We start from the raw sequence: 16447 nt of genomic DNA on the forward strand, positions 1-16447 counted from the left end.
GTAGACATTCGGTCACCTCAATTGAATAAGTTCGGCTGAGCGAAATAGGGATGTCAGGCAAGAGAATCGAGGGGCGGTCTTTCAGGTGTCCATGTTGCGTGCGCTGAGGCGCCGAGTTCTCACTCCCAATGTTCGGGAAACACGGCTGGAAACACGGGGCTTCCACATCAAGGACGCCGAGGCCAAGCACCAGTTGGAGACGGTCGGGACAAGCTTCCTGCAGGGGTACGCGTACGCGGTCGAGGCACGTTCGGCGAGCCAGGCCGTCGACTGGTTGGAGACCGTGCCCCGGGCCTTTCGCGGGTTCGCCTACGAGGGCGCAGGCATGGGCGCCGTCATGCTCGACTCCCTCACCGGGGGCAGCCGGCGGCTGACCGGGATCCTGGAGGGCGAGGGCCGGCGGCACAACTACATGATCTACGTCGGCATCGGTTGGGCGATGGCCCGGCTCCCCAAGTTCCTGTGGCCCGACGTAACCGCGACCGACCCGGTGCTGCGCTGGCTGATCCTGGACGGGTACGGCTTCCACCAGGCGTACTTCAAGACGAACTCCTACGTTCGCGATCCGGCCGCCGAACACCCCTTCACCTGGAAGGGCGGCCCGGACGCCTACAGCGCGCGCGCCATCGACCAGGGCATCGGGCGGGCCATGTGGTTCGTCGGGGGCACCGACCCCGACGTCGTGGCCGACCTCATCGGCACGTTCCCCGAGCACCGCCACGCCGACCTCTACGCGGGCGCCGGGCTGGCCTGCACCTACGCGGGAAGCGTGGACGGGGACGAGCTGCGGCGCTTCGCCAAGCACGCGGGCGACCATCTGCCCAGCCTCGTACAGGGATCCGCGTTCGCCTGCGAGGCGCGGGAGCGGGCGGGGACGACGACCGCCCACACGCACCTGGCCGCCCAGATCCTGTGCGGCGGCCGGACCCCGGCGGAAGCCGCACGGGTGTGCACCGACGCACGGCCCGCCACCTGCGGCGGCGGGGAGACTCCGGCCTTCGAGACCTGGCGGCAGCAGATCGCCACCACCATCAGTTCCATTCCTCCCACGCAGAAGGGCGCCGTCGCATGACACATCCAATTTCGTGGCTGCGGAAGCAGGCTCCGGGGGTCGTCGCACTCGCTGTCATGGTCGGCACTTTCTACGCGGTGAAGCCGTCGGAGTCGAGCGCCGCCGAGAAAAGGGAAATGGCGGAGAGTTTCGCTTTCAAGCCGATGGCGATATCCATGCCGGGCGGGTACAAGAAACAGAGCGTCCGCAAGGTGAACAAGGCCTACAAGCACATCGAGGCGTGGATCTCCTCGGTCGGCGCCGGCGTCGCCATGAACGACATCGACGGCGACGGCCTGCCCAACGACCTCTGCATCACCGATCCGCAGATCGACCAGACCGTCGTCACCCCGGCCCCGGCGCCCGGTCGCGAGAGTCCCTCGTACGCCCCCTTCGTGCTCGACCCGGCTCCGCTGCCCAAGAGCGACATCATGGCACCGATCGGCTGCGTCCCCGGGGACTTCAACGAGGACGGCGCGATGGACCTGCTCGTCTACTACTGGGGCCGCACCCCGGTGATCTTCCAGGCGAAGAAGGAGCCCGGCAAGGACACCACGACGATGGATCCGAAGTGCTTCGAACCCGTCGAACTGGTCCCCGGCAGCAGTGGCAGCACCTACAAGGGCCCCCTGTGGAACTCCAACGCTGCGACGGTCGCCGACTTCGACGGCGACGGTCACAATGACATCTACATCGGGAACTACTTCCCCGACAGCCCCGTCCTGGACGACAGCGTGCACGGCGGCGTGACGATGAACGACTCGCTCTCCCACGCCCAGAACGGCGGCGGCGGTCACTTCTTCCGCTGGACCCCTTCCGGCTTCGAGGAGGTCAAGAACGTCCTGCCGAAGGGCATCGACCGGGGCTGGACCCTTGCTGTGTCGGCCACCGACCTGGACGGCGACCAGCGCCCCGAGATGTACCTGGCGCACGACTTCGGAACCTCGGCGCTGCTGTACAACAGGTCGACCCCCGGAACGTTCAAGTTCAGCGAGGTGAAGGCCGTACACACCGCGACCACTCCGAAGTCCAAGGAGATCGGCCGCAGCTCCTTCAAGGGCATGGGCGTCGACTTCGGCGATCTGGACAACGACGGACTGTACGACGCCTTCGTCTCCAACATCACCACCTCTTTCGGCATCCAGGAGTCGAACTTCGCCTTCGTCGCGACCGCTCGTGACAAGGCCGATCTGCGGGCCAAGTTCCGTGACGGCGTCGCCCCCTACAAGGACGAGAGCGCACCTCTCAACCTCGCCTGGTCCGGATGGGGCTGGGACGTGAAGATGGGCGACTTCGACAACAACGGAATCCAGGAGATCACCCAGGCGGTCGGTTTCGTCAAGGGCAAGCGCAACCGCTGGGCGCAGCTCCAGGAGCTCGCCACCGCGAACGACTCGCTGGTCAAGCACCCCCGCTTCTGGCCCCGGGTGGAGGAGGGCGACGACCTCGCCGGCGACCAGCACCTGCGCTTCTTCGTCCAGGACAAGGACGGCGAGGCATACAGCGACCTGTCCAAGCAGCTCGGTCTGGCCGTGCCCGTGCCCAGCCGGGGCATCGCCACCGGCGACGCCGACGGGGACGGCCGCCTGGACATGGTGGTGGCCCGCCAGTGGGAGGACCCGGTCTTCTACTGCAACATGAGCCAGAACACCGGCGGATACCTCAACCTCAGCCTCGTCGACGAGGCCGGATCGCCCGTGATCGGCGCGCAGGTCACCGTGACCCTGTCCGACGGCAGTACCCGCCTGGGCCGCGTCGACGGCGGCAGCGGCCACTCCGGCAAGCGCAGCCAGGACGTGCACATCGGACTCGGCCAAGAGGCCGACGGCCCGATGCAGACCCGTCTGACCTGGCGTGACCGCACCGGTCAGGTGCGCAACAAGGACCTCCAGCTGACTCCCGGCAGGCACTCGCTGGAACTCGGCGCCGACGTGAAGGAGAAGTGACCGTGCCCGGATCAAAGACGCTCACGGCCGCCCCCCGGCATGACGTGAAGGTCACCACCGCCCTCCGCCGGTTCGCGATCTCGATCTCGATCCTCAACATCGCCGGGTACACCTTCCTCGGTTTCGAACAGCCATGGCTGTGGCCCTTCATCGCCGTCCTCACCGCCTACGTGGTGGAGATCGTCCTGGAGGCCGTCAGCGCCCGCGGCGACCAGCGGATTCCCCGCTACGCCGGCGGGGGGTTCAAGGGAATGGTCGAATTCCTCTTCCCTGCCCACATCACCGGCCTCGCCGTGAACATGCTGACCTACGTCAACGACCGCGTGTGGGTCATGGTCTTCGGCGTCATCGTGGCCGTCGGCACCAAGTGGGTGCTGAGGGCCCCGCTCAAGGGCCGCATGCGGCACTACATGAACCCGTCGAACTTCGGCATCGCGGTGATCCTCGTCCTCTTCCCCTGGGCGAGCATCGCGCCGCCCTATCACTTCACCGAGTACCTGTACGGCCCGGCGGACTGGGTGCTCCCCGCGATCATCCTGGTCCTGGGCACCATGCTCAACGCCAAGCTGACCGGCCGTATGTGGCTGATCATGGCCTGGCTCGGCGGCTTCGTGGTACAGGCCGTCGTCCGAGGGCTGGTGATGGGGACATCCATCCCCGCGGCACTCGGCATGATGACCGGCGTCGCCTTCGTACTCTTCACCAACTACATGGTCACAGACCCCGGCACGTCACCCTCCAAGCGGTCCTCCCAGATCTTCTTCGGAGCCGGGGTCGCGGCGATGTACGGCGTGCTGACCGCTCTCGGCATCGCGTACGGCATCTTCTTCGCCACCGCCTTGATCTGCCTGATCCGCGGAGGCTACCTGTGGGGGCTGCACTTCCTCGCCAAGCAGCGTGAGGCTCAGGCGCCTCCCGCCCTCGGGGTCCAGGACCACCGTCCCGACACCGCGGTCGAGCAGATCGTGGCCGCCCCGGGGCCCGTCGCCGCTTCCGAACCTGCGGACGGATCGCCCCAGCCGGCGACGGTTGTCCTCTCGGGCAACCCCTGCAAGGACGGCACCTGCTTCCACGGCAAGTGCGCAGCCGAACGCGCGTCGAGGAAAAAGGCGGCGGTGCCTGTATGAGCCGCATAGCCATCGTCGGCGTCGCGTGCACGTACCCCGACGCCACCACGCCCCGGGAGCTCTGGGAGAACGCCGTCGCCGGACGGCGAGCATTTCGCAGACTGCCCGACGTCCGGATGCGGTTGGACGACTACTGGAACCCGGACCCGACGGTTCCCGACACCTTCTACGCCCGTAATGCGGCGGTGCTGGAGGGCTGGGAGTTCGACCGCGTCGCCCACCGGATTGCCGGCAGCACCTACCGCTCCACCGACCTCACCCACTGGCTCGCCCTGGATACGGCGAGCCGGGCGCTGGCTGACGCCGGCTTCCCGGCCGGTGAGGGGCTGCCCGCCGAGCGCACCGGAGTCGTCGTCGGCAACACGCTGACCGGAGAGTTCTCCCGCGCCAACGGACTGCGACTGCGGTGGCCCTACGTACGCCGGATCCTCGCCGACGCCCTCCAGGGGCAGGAGTGGGACGACGACCGGCTCGGCGCATTCCTCCGAGGCGTGGAGGAGGCCTACAAGAAGCCTTTCCCCGCCGTGGACGAGGACACCCTCGCGGGCGGCCTCTCCAACACCATCGCCGGCCGGATCTGCAACCACTTCGACCTGAACGGCGGCGGCTACACCGTGGACGGCGCCTGCTCATCATCCCTGCTGTCCGTCACCACCGCGGCCACCTCGCTGCGCAGCGGCGACCTCGACGTCGCCATCGCCGGCGGCGTCGACCTGTCCATCGACCCGTTCGAAATCATCGGCTTCGCCAAGACCGGTGCGCTCGCCCGGAAGGAGATGCGGCTCTACGACCGCGGATCCAACGGCTTCTGGCCGGGCGAGGGGTGCGGCATGGTGGTGCTCATGCGTGAGGAGGACGCGGTCGCCGCCGGGCACCGCGTCTACGCGTCCATCGCCGGCTGGGGCATCTCATCCGACGGCCAGGGAGGCATCACCCGACCCGAGGTGAGCGGATATCAGCTCGCACTGTCGCGCGCCTACGACCGGGCGGGCTTCGGCATCGAGACCGTGCCGCTCTTCGAAGGCCACGGCACAGGTACCGCCGTCGGTGACGCCACCGAACTGCGGGCGATCATGAGCGCGCGCGCCGCGGCCGACCCTCAGGCCCCGAGCGCCGTCATCACCTCCATCAAGGGCATGATCGGCCACACCAAGGCGGCAGCCGGAATCGCCGGACTGATCAAGGCCGTGATGGCCCTGGACTCCGGGGTGCTGCCCCCCGCCATCGGCTGCGTTGACCCCCACGACCTGCTCACCGGCGAGTCCGCCAACCTGCGCGTCCTGCGCAAGGCGGAGGCGTGGCCCGAGAACGCGCCGCTGCGGGCCGGCATCACGGCCATGGGCTTCGGCGGGATCAACACCCATGTCGTCCTCGACAGGTCGGACGCCTCCTCCGGGCACCGCCCTGCCGTCAACCGCCGGACCACGCTGCTGGCCAACTCCCTCCAGGACTCCGAACTGCTGCTCCTGGACGGGGAATCACCCGCGGCGCTGGCCCGGCGGCTGAGCCAGGTGGCCGACTTCGCCGCGCAGGTCTCCTATGCCCAGCTCGGCGATCTGGCCGCGACCCTCCAGCGGGAACTGCGTGACCTGCCCCACCGGGCCGCCGTCGTGGTCACCTCGCCCGAGGACGCCGAGCTCAGGCTACGGGGACTCGCCGACACCGCCGGGAGCCGGGCGCCCGACGACGCCCCGGTCTTCTCCCAGGACGGTCGCGCCTTCCTCGGCACCGCCGTCCGGGGAGCCCGCGTCGGCTTCCTCTTCCCGGGGCAGGGTTCCGGCACGTCGACGGCCGGGGGAGCGCTCGCCCGTCGGTTCACCGAAGCCGCCGAGGTCTACGCGCGCGCCGGCCTGCCCACCGCCGGGGACATGGTCGCCACCCACGTGGCGCAGCCGCGGATCGTGACCGGTTCCACGGCCGGACTGCGGGTGCTGGAAGCTCTGGGCATCGAGGCCGACATCGCACTCGGACACAGTCTCGGCGAGCTCTCCGCCCTGCACTGGGCGGGTGCCCTGGACGAGGCCACCCTGCTGGAGGCCGCACGCACCCGCGGCGCGGCCATGGCCACGCACAGCGCTTCCGGCACGATGGCCTCGCTGACCGCCTCCCCGGAGGAAGCCGGGAGGCTCATCGAGGGGCTCCCGGTCGTGATCTCCGGGTACAACGGCCCCCGGCAGACGGTCGTAGCCGGGACCGTCGAGGCCGTGGAGGGTGTCGGGGAGCGGGCGGCGGCCGCGGAGATCGCCTTCACCCGCCTGGCCGTGTCGCACGCCTTCCACTCACCTCTCGTCGCCCCGGCCGCCGAGTCCTTCGGCGACTGGCTGGCGGAGGCGCGGCTGGGCGGGCCGGGACGCCGGGTCGTCTCCACCGTCACCGGTGCGGAGTTGGGGCGCGACGCCGACCTCGCCAAACTGCTGCGGCAGCAGATCACCGACCCCGTGCTGTTCACCCAGGCGGTTCGGGCGGCGGCGGCCGAGGTCGACCTGTTCGTCGAGGTCGGGCCCGGCCGGGTCCTGAGCGCTCTGGCTGCGGAGGCCGCCGGAATACCCGCCGTCGCGCTGAACACCGACGACGAGTCGTTGCGCGGGCTGCTGCAGGTGGTCGGTGCCGCGTTCGTGCTCGGAGCCCCGATCATTCACGAGCGGCTCTTCAACGACCGGCTGACCCGGCCGTTGGAGGTGGGGAAGGAGTTCCGGTTCCTGTCCAGCCCCTGCGAGCAGGCCCCCGAGTTCACGCTTCCCGCCGCCGCTCGTGAACCGCTCGTCCAGGAGCCCGACGCCCCGACGACCGCGGGCGCCGGCGATTCGAGGGAGGAATCGGCGCTGGACGTGCTGCGCGCACTGGTGGCCGAGCGGGCGGAACTGCCGAGCGAGTTGATCGACGAGAACAGCAGTCTCCTCGACGATCTGCACATGAGCTCGATCACCGTCGGCCAGATCGTCAACCAGACGGCTGTCCGGCTCGGACTGGCCCCCTCCAGCATTCCGACCAACTTCGCCACGGCGACCCTGGCGGAACTGGCCTCGGCCCTCACCACCCTGGTCGAGACGGGCGCGGACACAACGGCGGTGCCCGTCGTGACCGGTTCCGCGGCCTGGGCTCGGCCCTTCTCCGTCGACCTCGACGAACTGCCCCTCCCTCCGGCGGCGGCGGATGAGAAGGGTGGCACGTGGGAGCTGTTCACCTCCGCCGACTACCCCTTCGCCCACGATGTCCGGCGCGCTCTCCAGAACGCCGCGGTGGGTTCCGGAGTTCTGGTGTGCCTGCCGGCCGGCTGCTCCCCCGATCAGCTCGAACTCGCTCTGGACGGGGCGAGATCGGCCCTCGCGGGCAGCCGGGAGGGACGCTTCGTCCTGGTGCAGCACGACCGTGGCGCGGCGGGTCTGGCCAAGACCCTGCATTTGGAGGCGCCCCACCTGCGAACCACCGTCGTCCACACGCCGGTGGCCGACGGGGCCGCGGGCCGGGTGGCAGCCGAGGTCGCGGCGACCACGCACTTCAGCGAGGTGCACCTCGATGGGGACGGCGCTCGGAGGGTGCCCGTGCTGCGGGCCCTGCCCTTCGCGCCGGACCGTACCGACCAGGTGCTGGGCCCGGACGACGTCCTGCTCGTCACGGGCGGCGGCAAAGGCATCACCGCGGAGTGCGCGCTGGCCGTCGCCGAGCGGACCGGGGCGGCGCTGGCCGTGCTGGGCCGCTCGGACCCCGGCAGCGACCAGGACCTCGCCGCGAACCTCGGGCGGATGAGGGAGAACGGGGTACGCGTCGCCTACGCGGCCGCCGATGTCACCGATCCGGTGCGCGTCGCCGCTGCGGTCGCCGAACTGACCGGGACACTCGGATCCGTGACCGCTGTTCTCCACGGGGCGGGACGCAACGAGCCGACGGCGCTCGGCGGGCTCGACATGGCCGCCGTCCGCAGCACGCTCGCCCCCAAGGTGGACGGGTTGCGGCATGTGCTGGACGTGGTCGGCGAGGAGAACCTCAAACTCTTGGTCACCTTCGGCAGCATCATCGGCCGGGCGGGGCTGCGGGGGGAGGCCCACTACGCCACGGCCAACGAGTGGCTGGCCGGACTCACCGAGGACGTGGCCCGCCGGAATCCGGGCTGCCGGGCGCTGTGCATGGAATGGTCCGTCTGGTCCGGCGTCGGCATGGGCGAGAAGCTGTCCGTCGTCGAGTCCCTTTCCCGCGAGGGCATCGTGCCGGTCTCACCCGACCAGGGCATCGAGATTCTGCTGCGTCTGATCTCCGACCCCGACGCCCCCGTGGTGACGGTGATCAGCGGCCGGACGGAAGGCATCGGAACCGTCCGGCGCGAGCAGCCCCCGCTGCCGCTGCTGCGTTTCACCGGGGAGCCCCTGGTGCGCTACCACGGCGTGGAACTCGTCACCGAGGCCGAACTGAACGCCGGCACGGACCTCTACCTCTCGGACCACCTGCTGGACGGCAACCTGCTGCTGCCCGCGGTGATCGGAATGGAGGCCATGGTCCAGGTCGGCTCAGCCGTCACCGGCCGGCGGGACGTGCCGGTCATCGAGGACGCCCGGTTCCTGCGACCGATCGTGGTGCCACCCGGTGGCACGACCCGCATCCGGATCGCGGCCACCGTCACCGGCTCCGACCGCGTGGACGTGGCCGTCCACGCGCAGGACACCGGTTTCGCGGCGGAGCACTTCCGGGCGCGGCTGGTCTACGGCGGCGCGGCGATCCCGGAAGGCGCCCCCGACCAGGTGGGGCCGAAAGTGCCGGCAGCCCCACTGGACCCCGCGACCGACCTGTACGGCGGGGTGCTCTTCCAGGGCGAGCGTTTCCAGCGGCTGCGGCGCTTCCACCGGGCCGCCGCCCGGCACGTCGACGCCGACGTGGCGCTCGACGCGGCGTCCGGTTGGTTCGCCGGCTTCCTGCCGGGCACGCTGCTGCTCTCGGACCCGGGGATGCGCGACGCCCTGATGCACGGAAACCAGGTGTGCGTCCCCGACGCGACCTTGCTGCCGTCCGGCATCGAGCGGTTGTATCCGATGGCGGGTGGCGAGGATCTCCCGGAGCTGGTCCGCTACTGCGCGACCGAGCGCCATCGGGACGGCGACACCTATGTGTACGACATCGCCGTGCGGACTCCCGACGGCTCCGTCGTCGAGCGGTGGGAAGGGCTCACCCTTCATGCCGTGCGCAAGTCGGACGGCTCCGGTCCATGGGTCGCGACGCTGCTCGGCTCCTATCTGGAAAGAACCCTGGAGGAAGTGCTCGGCACCCATGTCGACGTTGCCGTGGAGCCTGTCCCGGCAGGCTCCGGGGGCTCCGTGTCCGATCGCCGCAAGGCCACCGCACGGGCCGTCCAGCGGGCGCTCGGTGAGAGTGTGAAGGTGCGCTACCGGCCCGACGGGCGGCCTGAACTCGACGGCGTGCGCCGCCTGTCGGCGGCACACGGGCCGGGGATGACGCTGGGCGTCGTCGGTACCACCACGGTGGCCTGCGACATCGAGGCGGTCACCGCTCGCGGTGCGCAGGCGTGGGAGGGACTGCTCGGCGAGCACGGGAACCTGGCGGCCCTGGTGGCCAAGGAGACCGGGGAGACGCCGGACCACGCGGCGACCCGCGTGTGGACGGCCGTCGAGTGCCTGAAGAAGGCCGGCCTTCCGGCCGGGGCGCCTCTCACCCTGGCCCCGCAGGTCAGAAGCGGGTGGATCGTTCTGACGGCGGGCGGGCTGCGCATCGCGACCTTCGCCACCACGCTGCGGCACGTCGAGGAACCCGTGGTGCTCGCGTTCCTCACCGCCGACGCGGACGAACCGGCCCCCGGGAGCGCCCGCGCATGAGCAGGGGACGGTGCGGGCGGGGGAGCGAAGCCGAGCCCCCGCCCGCACCGGCCCCCCTTCCCCACCGACCCCCCGATCCGTCGGCACACCATCGAGCCGGGCTCCGGCAGCCGGCAGGGAGGCAGAAATGAGTCCGATCATCGCTCCGGCCGCAGAACTGGTCGACCCGAAAGACCGCGCACAGCTCAGGAGGGTGTTCGGGGACTTCCCGACCGGCGTCACCGTGGTGACCGTCGGTGGGAGCGAGCCCCGGGGCATGACAGCCAACTCGTTCACATCCGTCTCGCTCTCACCCCCGCTGGTGCTGGTCTGCGTCGGCAAGGACGCCGTCATGCACCAACGCCTCACCGCGTTGCCGACGTTCGCCGTATCGGTGCTGGAGGCCGGGCAGGAGAAGGCCGCCAGGCATTTCGCGGACCACTCGCGCCCCCCGGGCGTGGACCAGTTCGACACCGTGGACTGGGTGCTCGGGGAGGAATCCGGCGCACCGCTGATCGCGGGTGCGGTGGCCCACCTGGAATGTGCGAAACGCCGACTCTACGAGGGCGGCGACCACACCATCTTCCTCGGCGAAGTCATCACTGCGACGCGCTGGCCGGCCCGCGAGGGGATGCTGTTCTCCGGCGGCCGCTTCCGCCGGTTCGCTCCGGACGGGGACGAAGGAAGGGCGGCATGAGGATCGACCCGCCCGGCCCGCCCCTCCGGGCGCTTCCGGGACTGCTGAGAAAGCTGGCGGTGGACCGACTCGGCATGATGAAGGACGCAGCCGAGCTCGGGGACGCCGTCCGCGTCTCCATGGGGCCCAAGAAGCTGTACATCTTCAACCGCCCCGACTACGCCAAGCACGTCCTGGCGGACAACAGCGACAACTACCACAAGGGCATCGGTCTGGTGCAGTCCCGCCGGGTGCTGGGCGACGGACTGCTCACCAGTGACGGTGAGACGTGGCGCGAACAGCGCAGGATCGTGCAGCCGGCGTTCAAACCGGGCCGCATCAACCAGCAGGCGGCCGCCGTCGCCGAGGAGGCGGCCAAGCTGGTCGCCCTACTGCGCGGTCACGAGGGGGGCGGTCCCGTGGACGTTCTCCAGGAGGTCACCGGTCTCACCCTCGGCGTGCTGGGCCGAACCCTGCTCGACTCGGACCTCACCGCGCACGAGTCGCTCGCCCACTCCTTCGAGGAGGTCCAGGACCAGGCCATGCTGGAAATGGTGAGCCAGGGCATGGTGCCGGCCTGGCTGCCGCTGCCTCCGCAGGCGCGTTTCCGGCGCGCCCGCCGGGAGCTGTACCGGGTGGCCGACCTGCTGGTGGCCGACCGGCGCTCCAGGATGGCCGACGGGGAGCCGGGTGACGACGCGCTGTCCCGGATCATCGTCGCTGCGGACAGGCGGCGGGGCGACCCCGCCCGGGCTCGCGGCAGGCTGCGCGAGGAACTGGTTACCCTGCTGCTGGCGGGCCACGAGACCACTGCCAGTACGCTCGGCTGGACCCTGCATCTGCTGGAACGTCACCCCGAGGCGCGGGACCGGGTCCGCGCCGAGGCCCGTGCCGCCCTCGGCGACGGCGTCCCCGGACCGGAGGACCTGCATCGGCTGACGTACACGACGATGGTGGTGCAGGAGGCGATGCGGCTGTTCCCTCCCGTGTGGATCCTGCCCAGGGTGGCCCAGCAGCGCGATGTGGTCGGCGGCTACACGGTGTCCGCCGGATCGGATGTGCTGGTCTGCCCGTACATCATGCACCGCCATCCGGGCCTGTGGGAGGATCCCGAGCGCTTCGACCCCGAGCGGTTCGAACCCGGGCAGATGGCCGACCGGCCCCGGTACGCGTACATCCCGTTCGGCGCGGGGCCCCGATTCTGCGTCGGCAGCAACCTCGGGATGATGGAGGCGGTGTTCGTCACGGCCCTGGTCACCCGCGATCTCGATCTGCGTACCGTCGCCGGACACCGGGCGGTTGCCGAACCCATGCTCTCCCTGCGGATGCGCGGAGGGCTACCGATGACGGTGAGTACGGCGAGTTGAGGCGGCTCTCGAGCGCGAAGTGGGCCAGCAGGACCGGTGGATCGAGGGCGTCCACCGCGCGCAGGAGGATGTCCGCCGGCCGGAGCAGGGCACCGGGGTGCACCACGAGCGGTCCGCTGTGCCCGAGCAGCAGCGGTTCGGAGTCGAGCCGGTGCGGCCGGTGTCCGGCGGGGAAGGAGTGGACCAGGATGTGCCAGGTGCCCACGGGCACGTCCCGGAGCTCGAAGGCCCCGGGGCTCTCCATGATGGTCCAGCGCGCCGGGCGGCCCTGGCGCACCCTGCCGGGGAACAGGCCCACGAAGATCCTTCCGGGCCTGTCACCTGGGGCGGAATGGATGCGGCCGCGCACGGAGAGGTTGTGCGCGGTGGGAGTGATACGGGTCGCGGCGGAGGGGAATCCCGGCTGCACACCGCCGAAGTCGCGATAGGCGCTCGGGGAAAGTCCCACACAGGCTTTGAACCGCGAACTGAAGGTACCGACACTGCTGTAGCCGACCTGGCTGCTGATATCGGCCACGCTGAGTGCAGTGTGCACCAGAAGTCTCTTGGCCTCCTGAATCCGTAAGGCGGACAGGAAACGTCCGGGAGAGGTACCGGTGACTTCGCGGAAGATGCGGGTGAAATGGAACTTGCTGAACATCGCCGTGCGCGCCATGTCATCGATCGTGAGGTTCTGACCGAGGTTGACGTGCATGTACTCGACGACCCGGCGGACCGCGTCCTCGATGGTGTTCGTGGTCACCGTAACTCCCTGTCGAAGTAGGCCGTCAACGGCGAGTTGGCTGAGTGGTACGGAGTCCGGAGCCGTCGGCCGCGGCGCTGTGCCTGCGCCGGACCATCTCCTCGGCGAACCGGTGCCAGGCGTCCGAGCAGTGCTGCGCCAGCTCCGCCATCGAGTCGACGCAGTGGGCCGGGACCGCGTCCGCGCGCCGGCGCCACGCCTCGTCGACGACGAACCGGTTGTGCAGCCAGCGCATGAGTTCGCGCCCCTGGTCGGAGTGGCGCAGGGAGGGGTCGTTGGAGAGCTTGCGCAGTGCCTCCAGGGGCGCCCGGGACCGCGGTGACACCGGCGGCCTGCCGGCGACAGCGGGCGGCACCTTCGGGCTCGGCCGGGCGGCCGGGCCGACGGGCGGCTTGGCCGTCGCCTGCTTCTGCCGGGCGGGCCCCGCCTCCAGCATCGCGCTCTGCCGGTTCTGCGGAACCGGGTCCTCGCCACGCAGCAGCCGGCGGCGGACGTCGTGCGCCGTGCCCAGCGACAGTCCCGTCTGCTCGACGACGGAGCGCAACGGGAGGGCCGGGTCCTGGGTCAGCAGTGCGGCCGCATGCAGGCGTTCGGCGGTGCGGTCCAACGGGTGGATGCGGCCGTCCGCCCCGGTGCGCATGTTCAGCAGCGGAGAACCCGCGGCTGAACACGTCCGTACCCCCGCCACGGTCTTGGCGTCGAGCCCGACGTGTGCGGCGACCGCGCGGTCGGACAGGGTCGGGTGGGAGGCCAGTATGCGGGCCGCGGCGGTCTTGCGGTCGGCCACCGACAACGGCAGGCCGTTGGTGATGTTCGCCGCGACGGAACGCAGGAACACCTGCTCCTCGGCCCCATCGAAGAATGTGACCTCGACAGTGTCCAGCCCCTTCAGGCGGGCCGCGCCGATGCGGTGCATGCCGTCGACGACCCGCATGGTCGGGCGGTGTACCAGGACCGGCGGCAGGGACGCGTATACGGTCGCGAGGCGCTGCACATGGGAACGATCGATTCCGTTCAGGCGCGGGGAATCGGCGGGAATGAGTTCATCGATCCGTACGACACGGCGTGAACGCTCTACGGCGCGTTGGGCAGAGTCACTTTTCACGTTTCCCCCAAGACATGAGACCAGGGCTCACTTCCACATGCGGTGCCCGTGCAGAAGCTTTTCCACGTGCAGGTGATGAAGACATCCGTGCGGTCAGACTAGTGAGCCGCTCGCCCGCGCGTGTAATCCATCCGCCGCTTCGCGCCAACTCCGTGGAGTCGGTTTCAAGGTCGCCTCGACTTTGGCTAGTTGCTTGAACCGGTCGAACGAACCTAGCTTTCTCCTCGCCGCAAGGCATCCCACTCCGGACTGCGAGAATGGAGAGCGAGTTGCGCGACGACAATGAGCGAGGGGCGCCGGCCGGCGATATCCGGACCATGACCCTGGAGGCCTACGCCGACACGATCGTCCCGGGCCAGAAGCGCTTCGCGGACGACCGGGCCATCGCGGGAGTGTCCACCGGCGGTGGCGCCGTCCAGGCGGGAGCACTGGAGCTCCTGCAATGGGATGCGACCGGCATCCACGAGGGCCTGGACGACCTGGTGCGTCTGGTGAACGAGCACGCGCTGGCCTACGCGGCGGAGCGGCGCCTGACTCCCGACCCGACGGTCCCGCCCTTCGTGGCGCTCGACTACCCGGACCGGGCCGCGCTGATCCAGCGGCTGACGACACCCGGCCACCCCGAGAAGGAGTTCTGGGTGCTGCTGTCCCTCTTCTGCAACATGGCCTTCGATTCGGCCGCGCACCTCAACACGGCACAAGCGATGGAGGACGGCCACCCGGGGCTGGAGGCCATGGGCCTGAGCATGCCGGACGCCGACGGCCTGTGGCGCTTTCAGGATTACAGCTACAGGCGTGAGTTCGCCCGCCTCCACCCCGACACCACATCCACCGGGAGCCCCGCATGAGCACCACGGCCGAGCGCACTGACGTGCTCGTCATCGGCAGCGGATTCGGCGGTGCCATCGCCGCGTACCACCTGGCGGCGGGGGGCGCCGACGTCACAGTCCTGGAACGCGGTCCGTGGCTGGAGAGCAAGGAGTTCGAACACGACTACAAGCTCGGCTCCTCGTACACCCGGGCGTTCGACTTCACTGTCGGGGACGGCATGAGCATCCTCGGCGGGAACTGTGTGGGTGGCGGCAGCGTCGTCTACTTCGCCGCGATGCCCCGCGCCCCGCGCTTCGTCTTCGACCGACAGGGGTCCATAGGACGCCGGATGTGGCCGCAGGCGGTGAGCCGCGACACCCTGGACCCCTGGTACGACCGTGTCGAGGAGTCCCTGTCCGTGACCCGGCAGGACTGGAACGACGTGAGTTACGCCGGCGGACTCTGGGCCGCGGCGTGCAACCACGCCGGCCGCACCGCCAACCCCCTCGCCGTCGCCATCGACAACACCAAATGCGTGAACTGCAACTGGATGATGGCGGGCTGCCGCTTCGAGGCCAAGCAGTCCCTGCTGGTCAACTACCTGCCCGCCGCCATCGCCCATGGTGCGCGTATCCGGCCGCTGCACGAGGTCCAGCACCTCTCACGCACCCCCGAGGGCTCCTACCGGGTGCACTACAACGTCGTGCACGACGACGACTACCGCCTCCAGGCGGGCAGCGGCGTCATCGAGGCGAAGATCGTGGTCATGGCGGCCGGCGCGGGCGCGACCCCGGTGATCCTCCAGCGCAGCGAGGCTCACCTGGGCACAATGCCACGAGCGGTCGGACGCTACTTCTCCGGCAACGGTGAGCGGCTCAACACCGCCATTATCGACGAGGCCAAGGCGGCCGAGCTGTTCGGCCTGGACCGGGGCGATGGGCTGGCCTATGCGGCCAACCAGATCGGCAAGGGACCCACCGTGGCGAGCTGGGACAGGCTGGACGGCTCGTTGCCCGAGTTCTCCCGCTACTCCCTGGAGCAGCTCTACTTCCCGCCGGGCCTCGGCACGATCCTCGCCCAGGTGCCCGGCGCCACCGGCCCCTCCTGGTTCGGCAAGGAGAAGAAGGAGATCCTGAAGCAGTGGACCTCCTGGCTCACGATCTTCACGATGATCGAGGACGACAACGAAGGCGTCTTCGGCCCCCCTCCCGCCACCGGCAACGCCCACCGCATCTCCCAGCAGATGCTGGGCCGGGGCAACCTGCGCTACGAGCCGACGAAGAACACCCTTGGCGCCTGGGCCGCCTCCGACGCCGAGGTCAAGGAGATCCTGGAGAAGGACGGCCTGGCCAAGGTCATGCCTTGGACCAACGACCTGGTCGGTGCGTACACCGTCCACCCGCTCTCCTCCTGCCGGATGGGCGACGACCCGCACACATCCGCCCTGGACGACAGCAACGAACTCCGTGACCACCCGGGGATCTTCGTCACCGACGGCTCATCGGTGCCCGGCGCGCTGACGGTCAACCCCGCGATGACCATCGCGGCGCTCGCCGAACGCGCGATGCCGGGGATCGTGCGCGCCGCGCAGAGCCGGGGGATCTCCGTCACCTACGGCGCACCGGCCCCCGACGGCTCCACGAGCGGCCGCAGCAGGGTCCTTCCCCTGCTGCCGTCGGCACGCGGCTGATCCCGCGCCGGCCGGCGCCCCGTCCGCGCTCTCCGCCCGGAGCGCGGGCCACCGACCCCGCAGGTCCTCGCGGCCAGTGAGTTGCTTCACGCAACTCGGTGCGATGACCGGCCCCGACCAGAAGGGCACAGACCG

General features: G+C 70.0%; 10 protein-coding genes. 8 read left to right on the forward strand and 2 right to left on the reverse strand.

Going from position 1 to position 16447, the window contains the following annotated elements; translation table 11 throughout:
* The first annotated feature begins 85 nt into the window (after window positions 1-85).
* The 6 genes from RNL97_RS00590 (at window position 86) to RNL97_RS00615 (ending at window position 11965) form a co-directional block, all read left to right on the forward strand.
* Window positions 86-1072, forward strand: a complete 987-nt coding sequence (locus tag RNL97_RS00590) for a DUF1702 family protein (RefSeq protein ID WP_313750221.1) — start codon at window positions 86-88, stop codon at window positions 1070-1072.
* On the forward strand, window positions 1069-2997 hold the full coding sequence (locus RNL97_RS00595) for a CRTAC1 family protein (protein ID WP_030592689.1): 1929 nt from the start codon (window positions 1069-1071) through the stop codon (window positions 2995-2997). The genes RNL97_RS00590 and RNL97_RS00595 overlap by 4 nt, the downstream gene beginning before the upstream one ends.
* Window positions 2994-4124 (forward strand): enediyne biosynthesis protein, encoded by a 1131-nt coding sequence (locus RNL97_RS00600; RefSeq protein WP_030592686.1) that lies wholly within the window; start codon window positions 2994-2996, stop codon window positions 4122-4124. The genes RNL97_RS00595 and RNL97_RS00600 overlap by 4 nt, the downstream gene beginning before the upstream one ends.
* Window positions 4121-9943, forward strand: a complete 5823-nt coding sequence (locus RNL97_RS00605) for a type I polyketide synthase (RefSeq protein WP_313750222.1) — start codon at window positions 4121-4123, stop codon at window positions 9941-9943. Before RNL97_RS00600 ends, RNL97_RS00605 begins: the two co-directional genes overlap by 4 nt.
* Before the next feature lie 127 nt (window positions 9944-10070).
* On the forward strand, window positions 10071-10619 hold the full coding sequence (sgcE6, locus tag RNL97_RS00610) for an NADH-dependent FAD reductase SgcE6 (protein ID WP_243316616.1): 549 nt from the start codon (window positions 10071-10073) through the stop codon (window positions 10617-10619).
* A complete protein-coding gene (locus RNL97_RS00615; RefSeq protein ID WP_030592677.1) occupies window positions 10616-11965 on the forward strand; it encodes a cytochrome P450 in 1350 nt (449 codons plus the stop codon). Before sgcE6 ends, RNL97_RS00615 begins: the two co-directional genes overlap by 4 nt.
* On the opposite strand, the gene RNL97_RS00620 is transcribed toward RNL97_RS00615, so the two are convergent.
* Together RNL97_RS00620 and RNL97_RS00625 are read right to left on the reverse strand one after the other, a co-directional pair.
* Window positions 11853-12707 (reverse strand): helix-turn-helix domain-containing protein, encoded by an 855-nt coding sequence (locus tag RNL97_RS00620; protein ID WP_030592674.1) that lies wholly within the window; start codon window positions 12705-12707, stop codon window positions 11853-11855. The two genes, RNL97_RS00615 and RNL97_RS00620, sit on opposite strands and share 113 nt — an antisense overlap.
* 25 nt (window positions 12708-12732) lie before the next feature.
* Complete coding sequence (locus RNL97_RS00625) at window positions 12733-13701, reverse strand: ParB/RepB/Spo0J family partition protein (RefSeq protein WP_234313526.1); 969 nt, start codon at window positions 13699-13701, stop codon at window positions 12733-12735.
* 428 nt (window positions 13702-14129) lie between these two features.
* Here RNL97_RS00625 and RNL97_RS00630 point away from each other — a divergent pair, with 428 nt between their 5' ends.
* Window positions 14130-14660, forward strand: coding sequence for a DUF5987 family protein (locus RNL97_RS00630; protein ID WP_199814262.1), 531 nt, complete (start codon window positions 14130-14132; stop codon window positions 14658-14660).
* A complete protein-coding gene (locus RNL97_RS00635; protein WP_030592664.1) occupies window positions 14657-16312 on the forward strand; it encodes an FAD-dependent oxidoreductase in 1656 nt (551 codons plus the stop codon). Before RNL97_RS00630 ends, RNL97_RS00635 begins: the two co-directional genes overlap by 4 nt.
* Window positions 16313-16447 lie beyond the last annotated feature (135 nt).

Source organism: Streptomyces parvus, from assembly GCF_032121415.1.
In the GTDB taxonomy this organism is placed as follows: domain Bacteria; phylum Actinomycetota; class Actinomycetes; order Streptomycetales; family Streptomycetaceae; genus Streptomyces; species Streptomyces globisporus_A.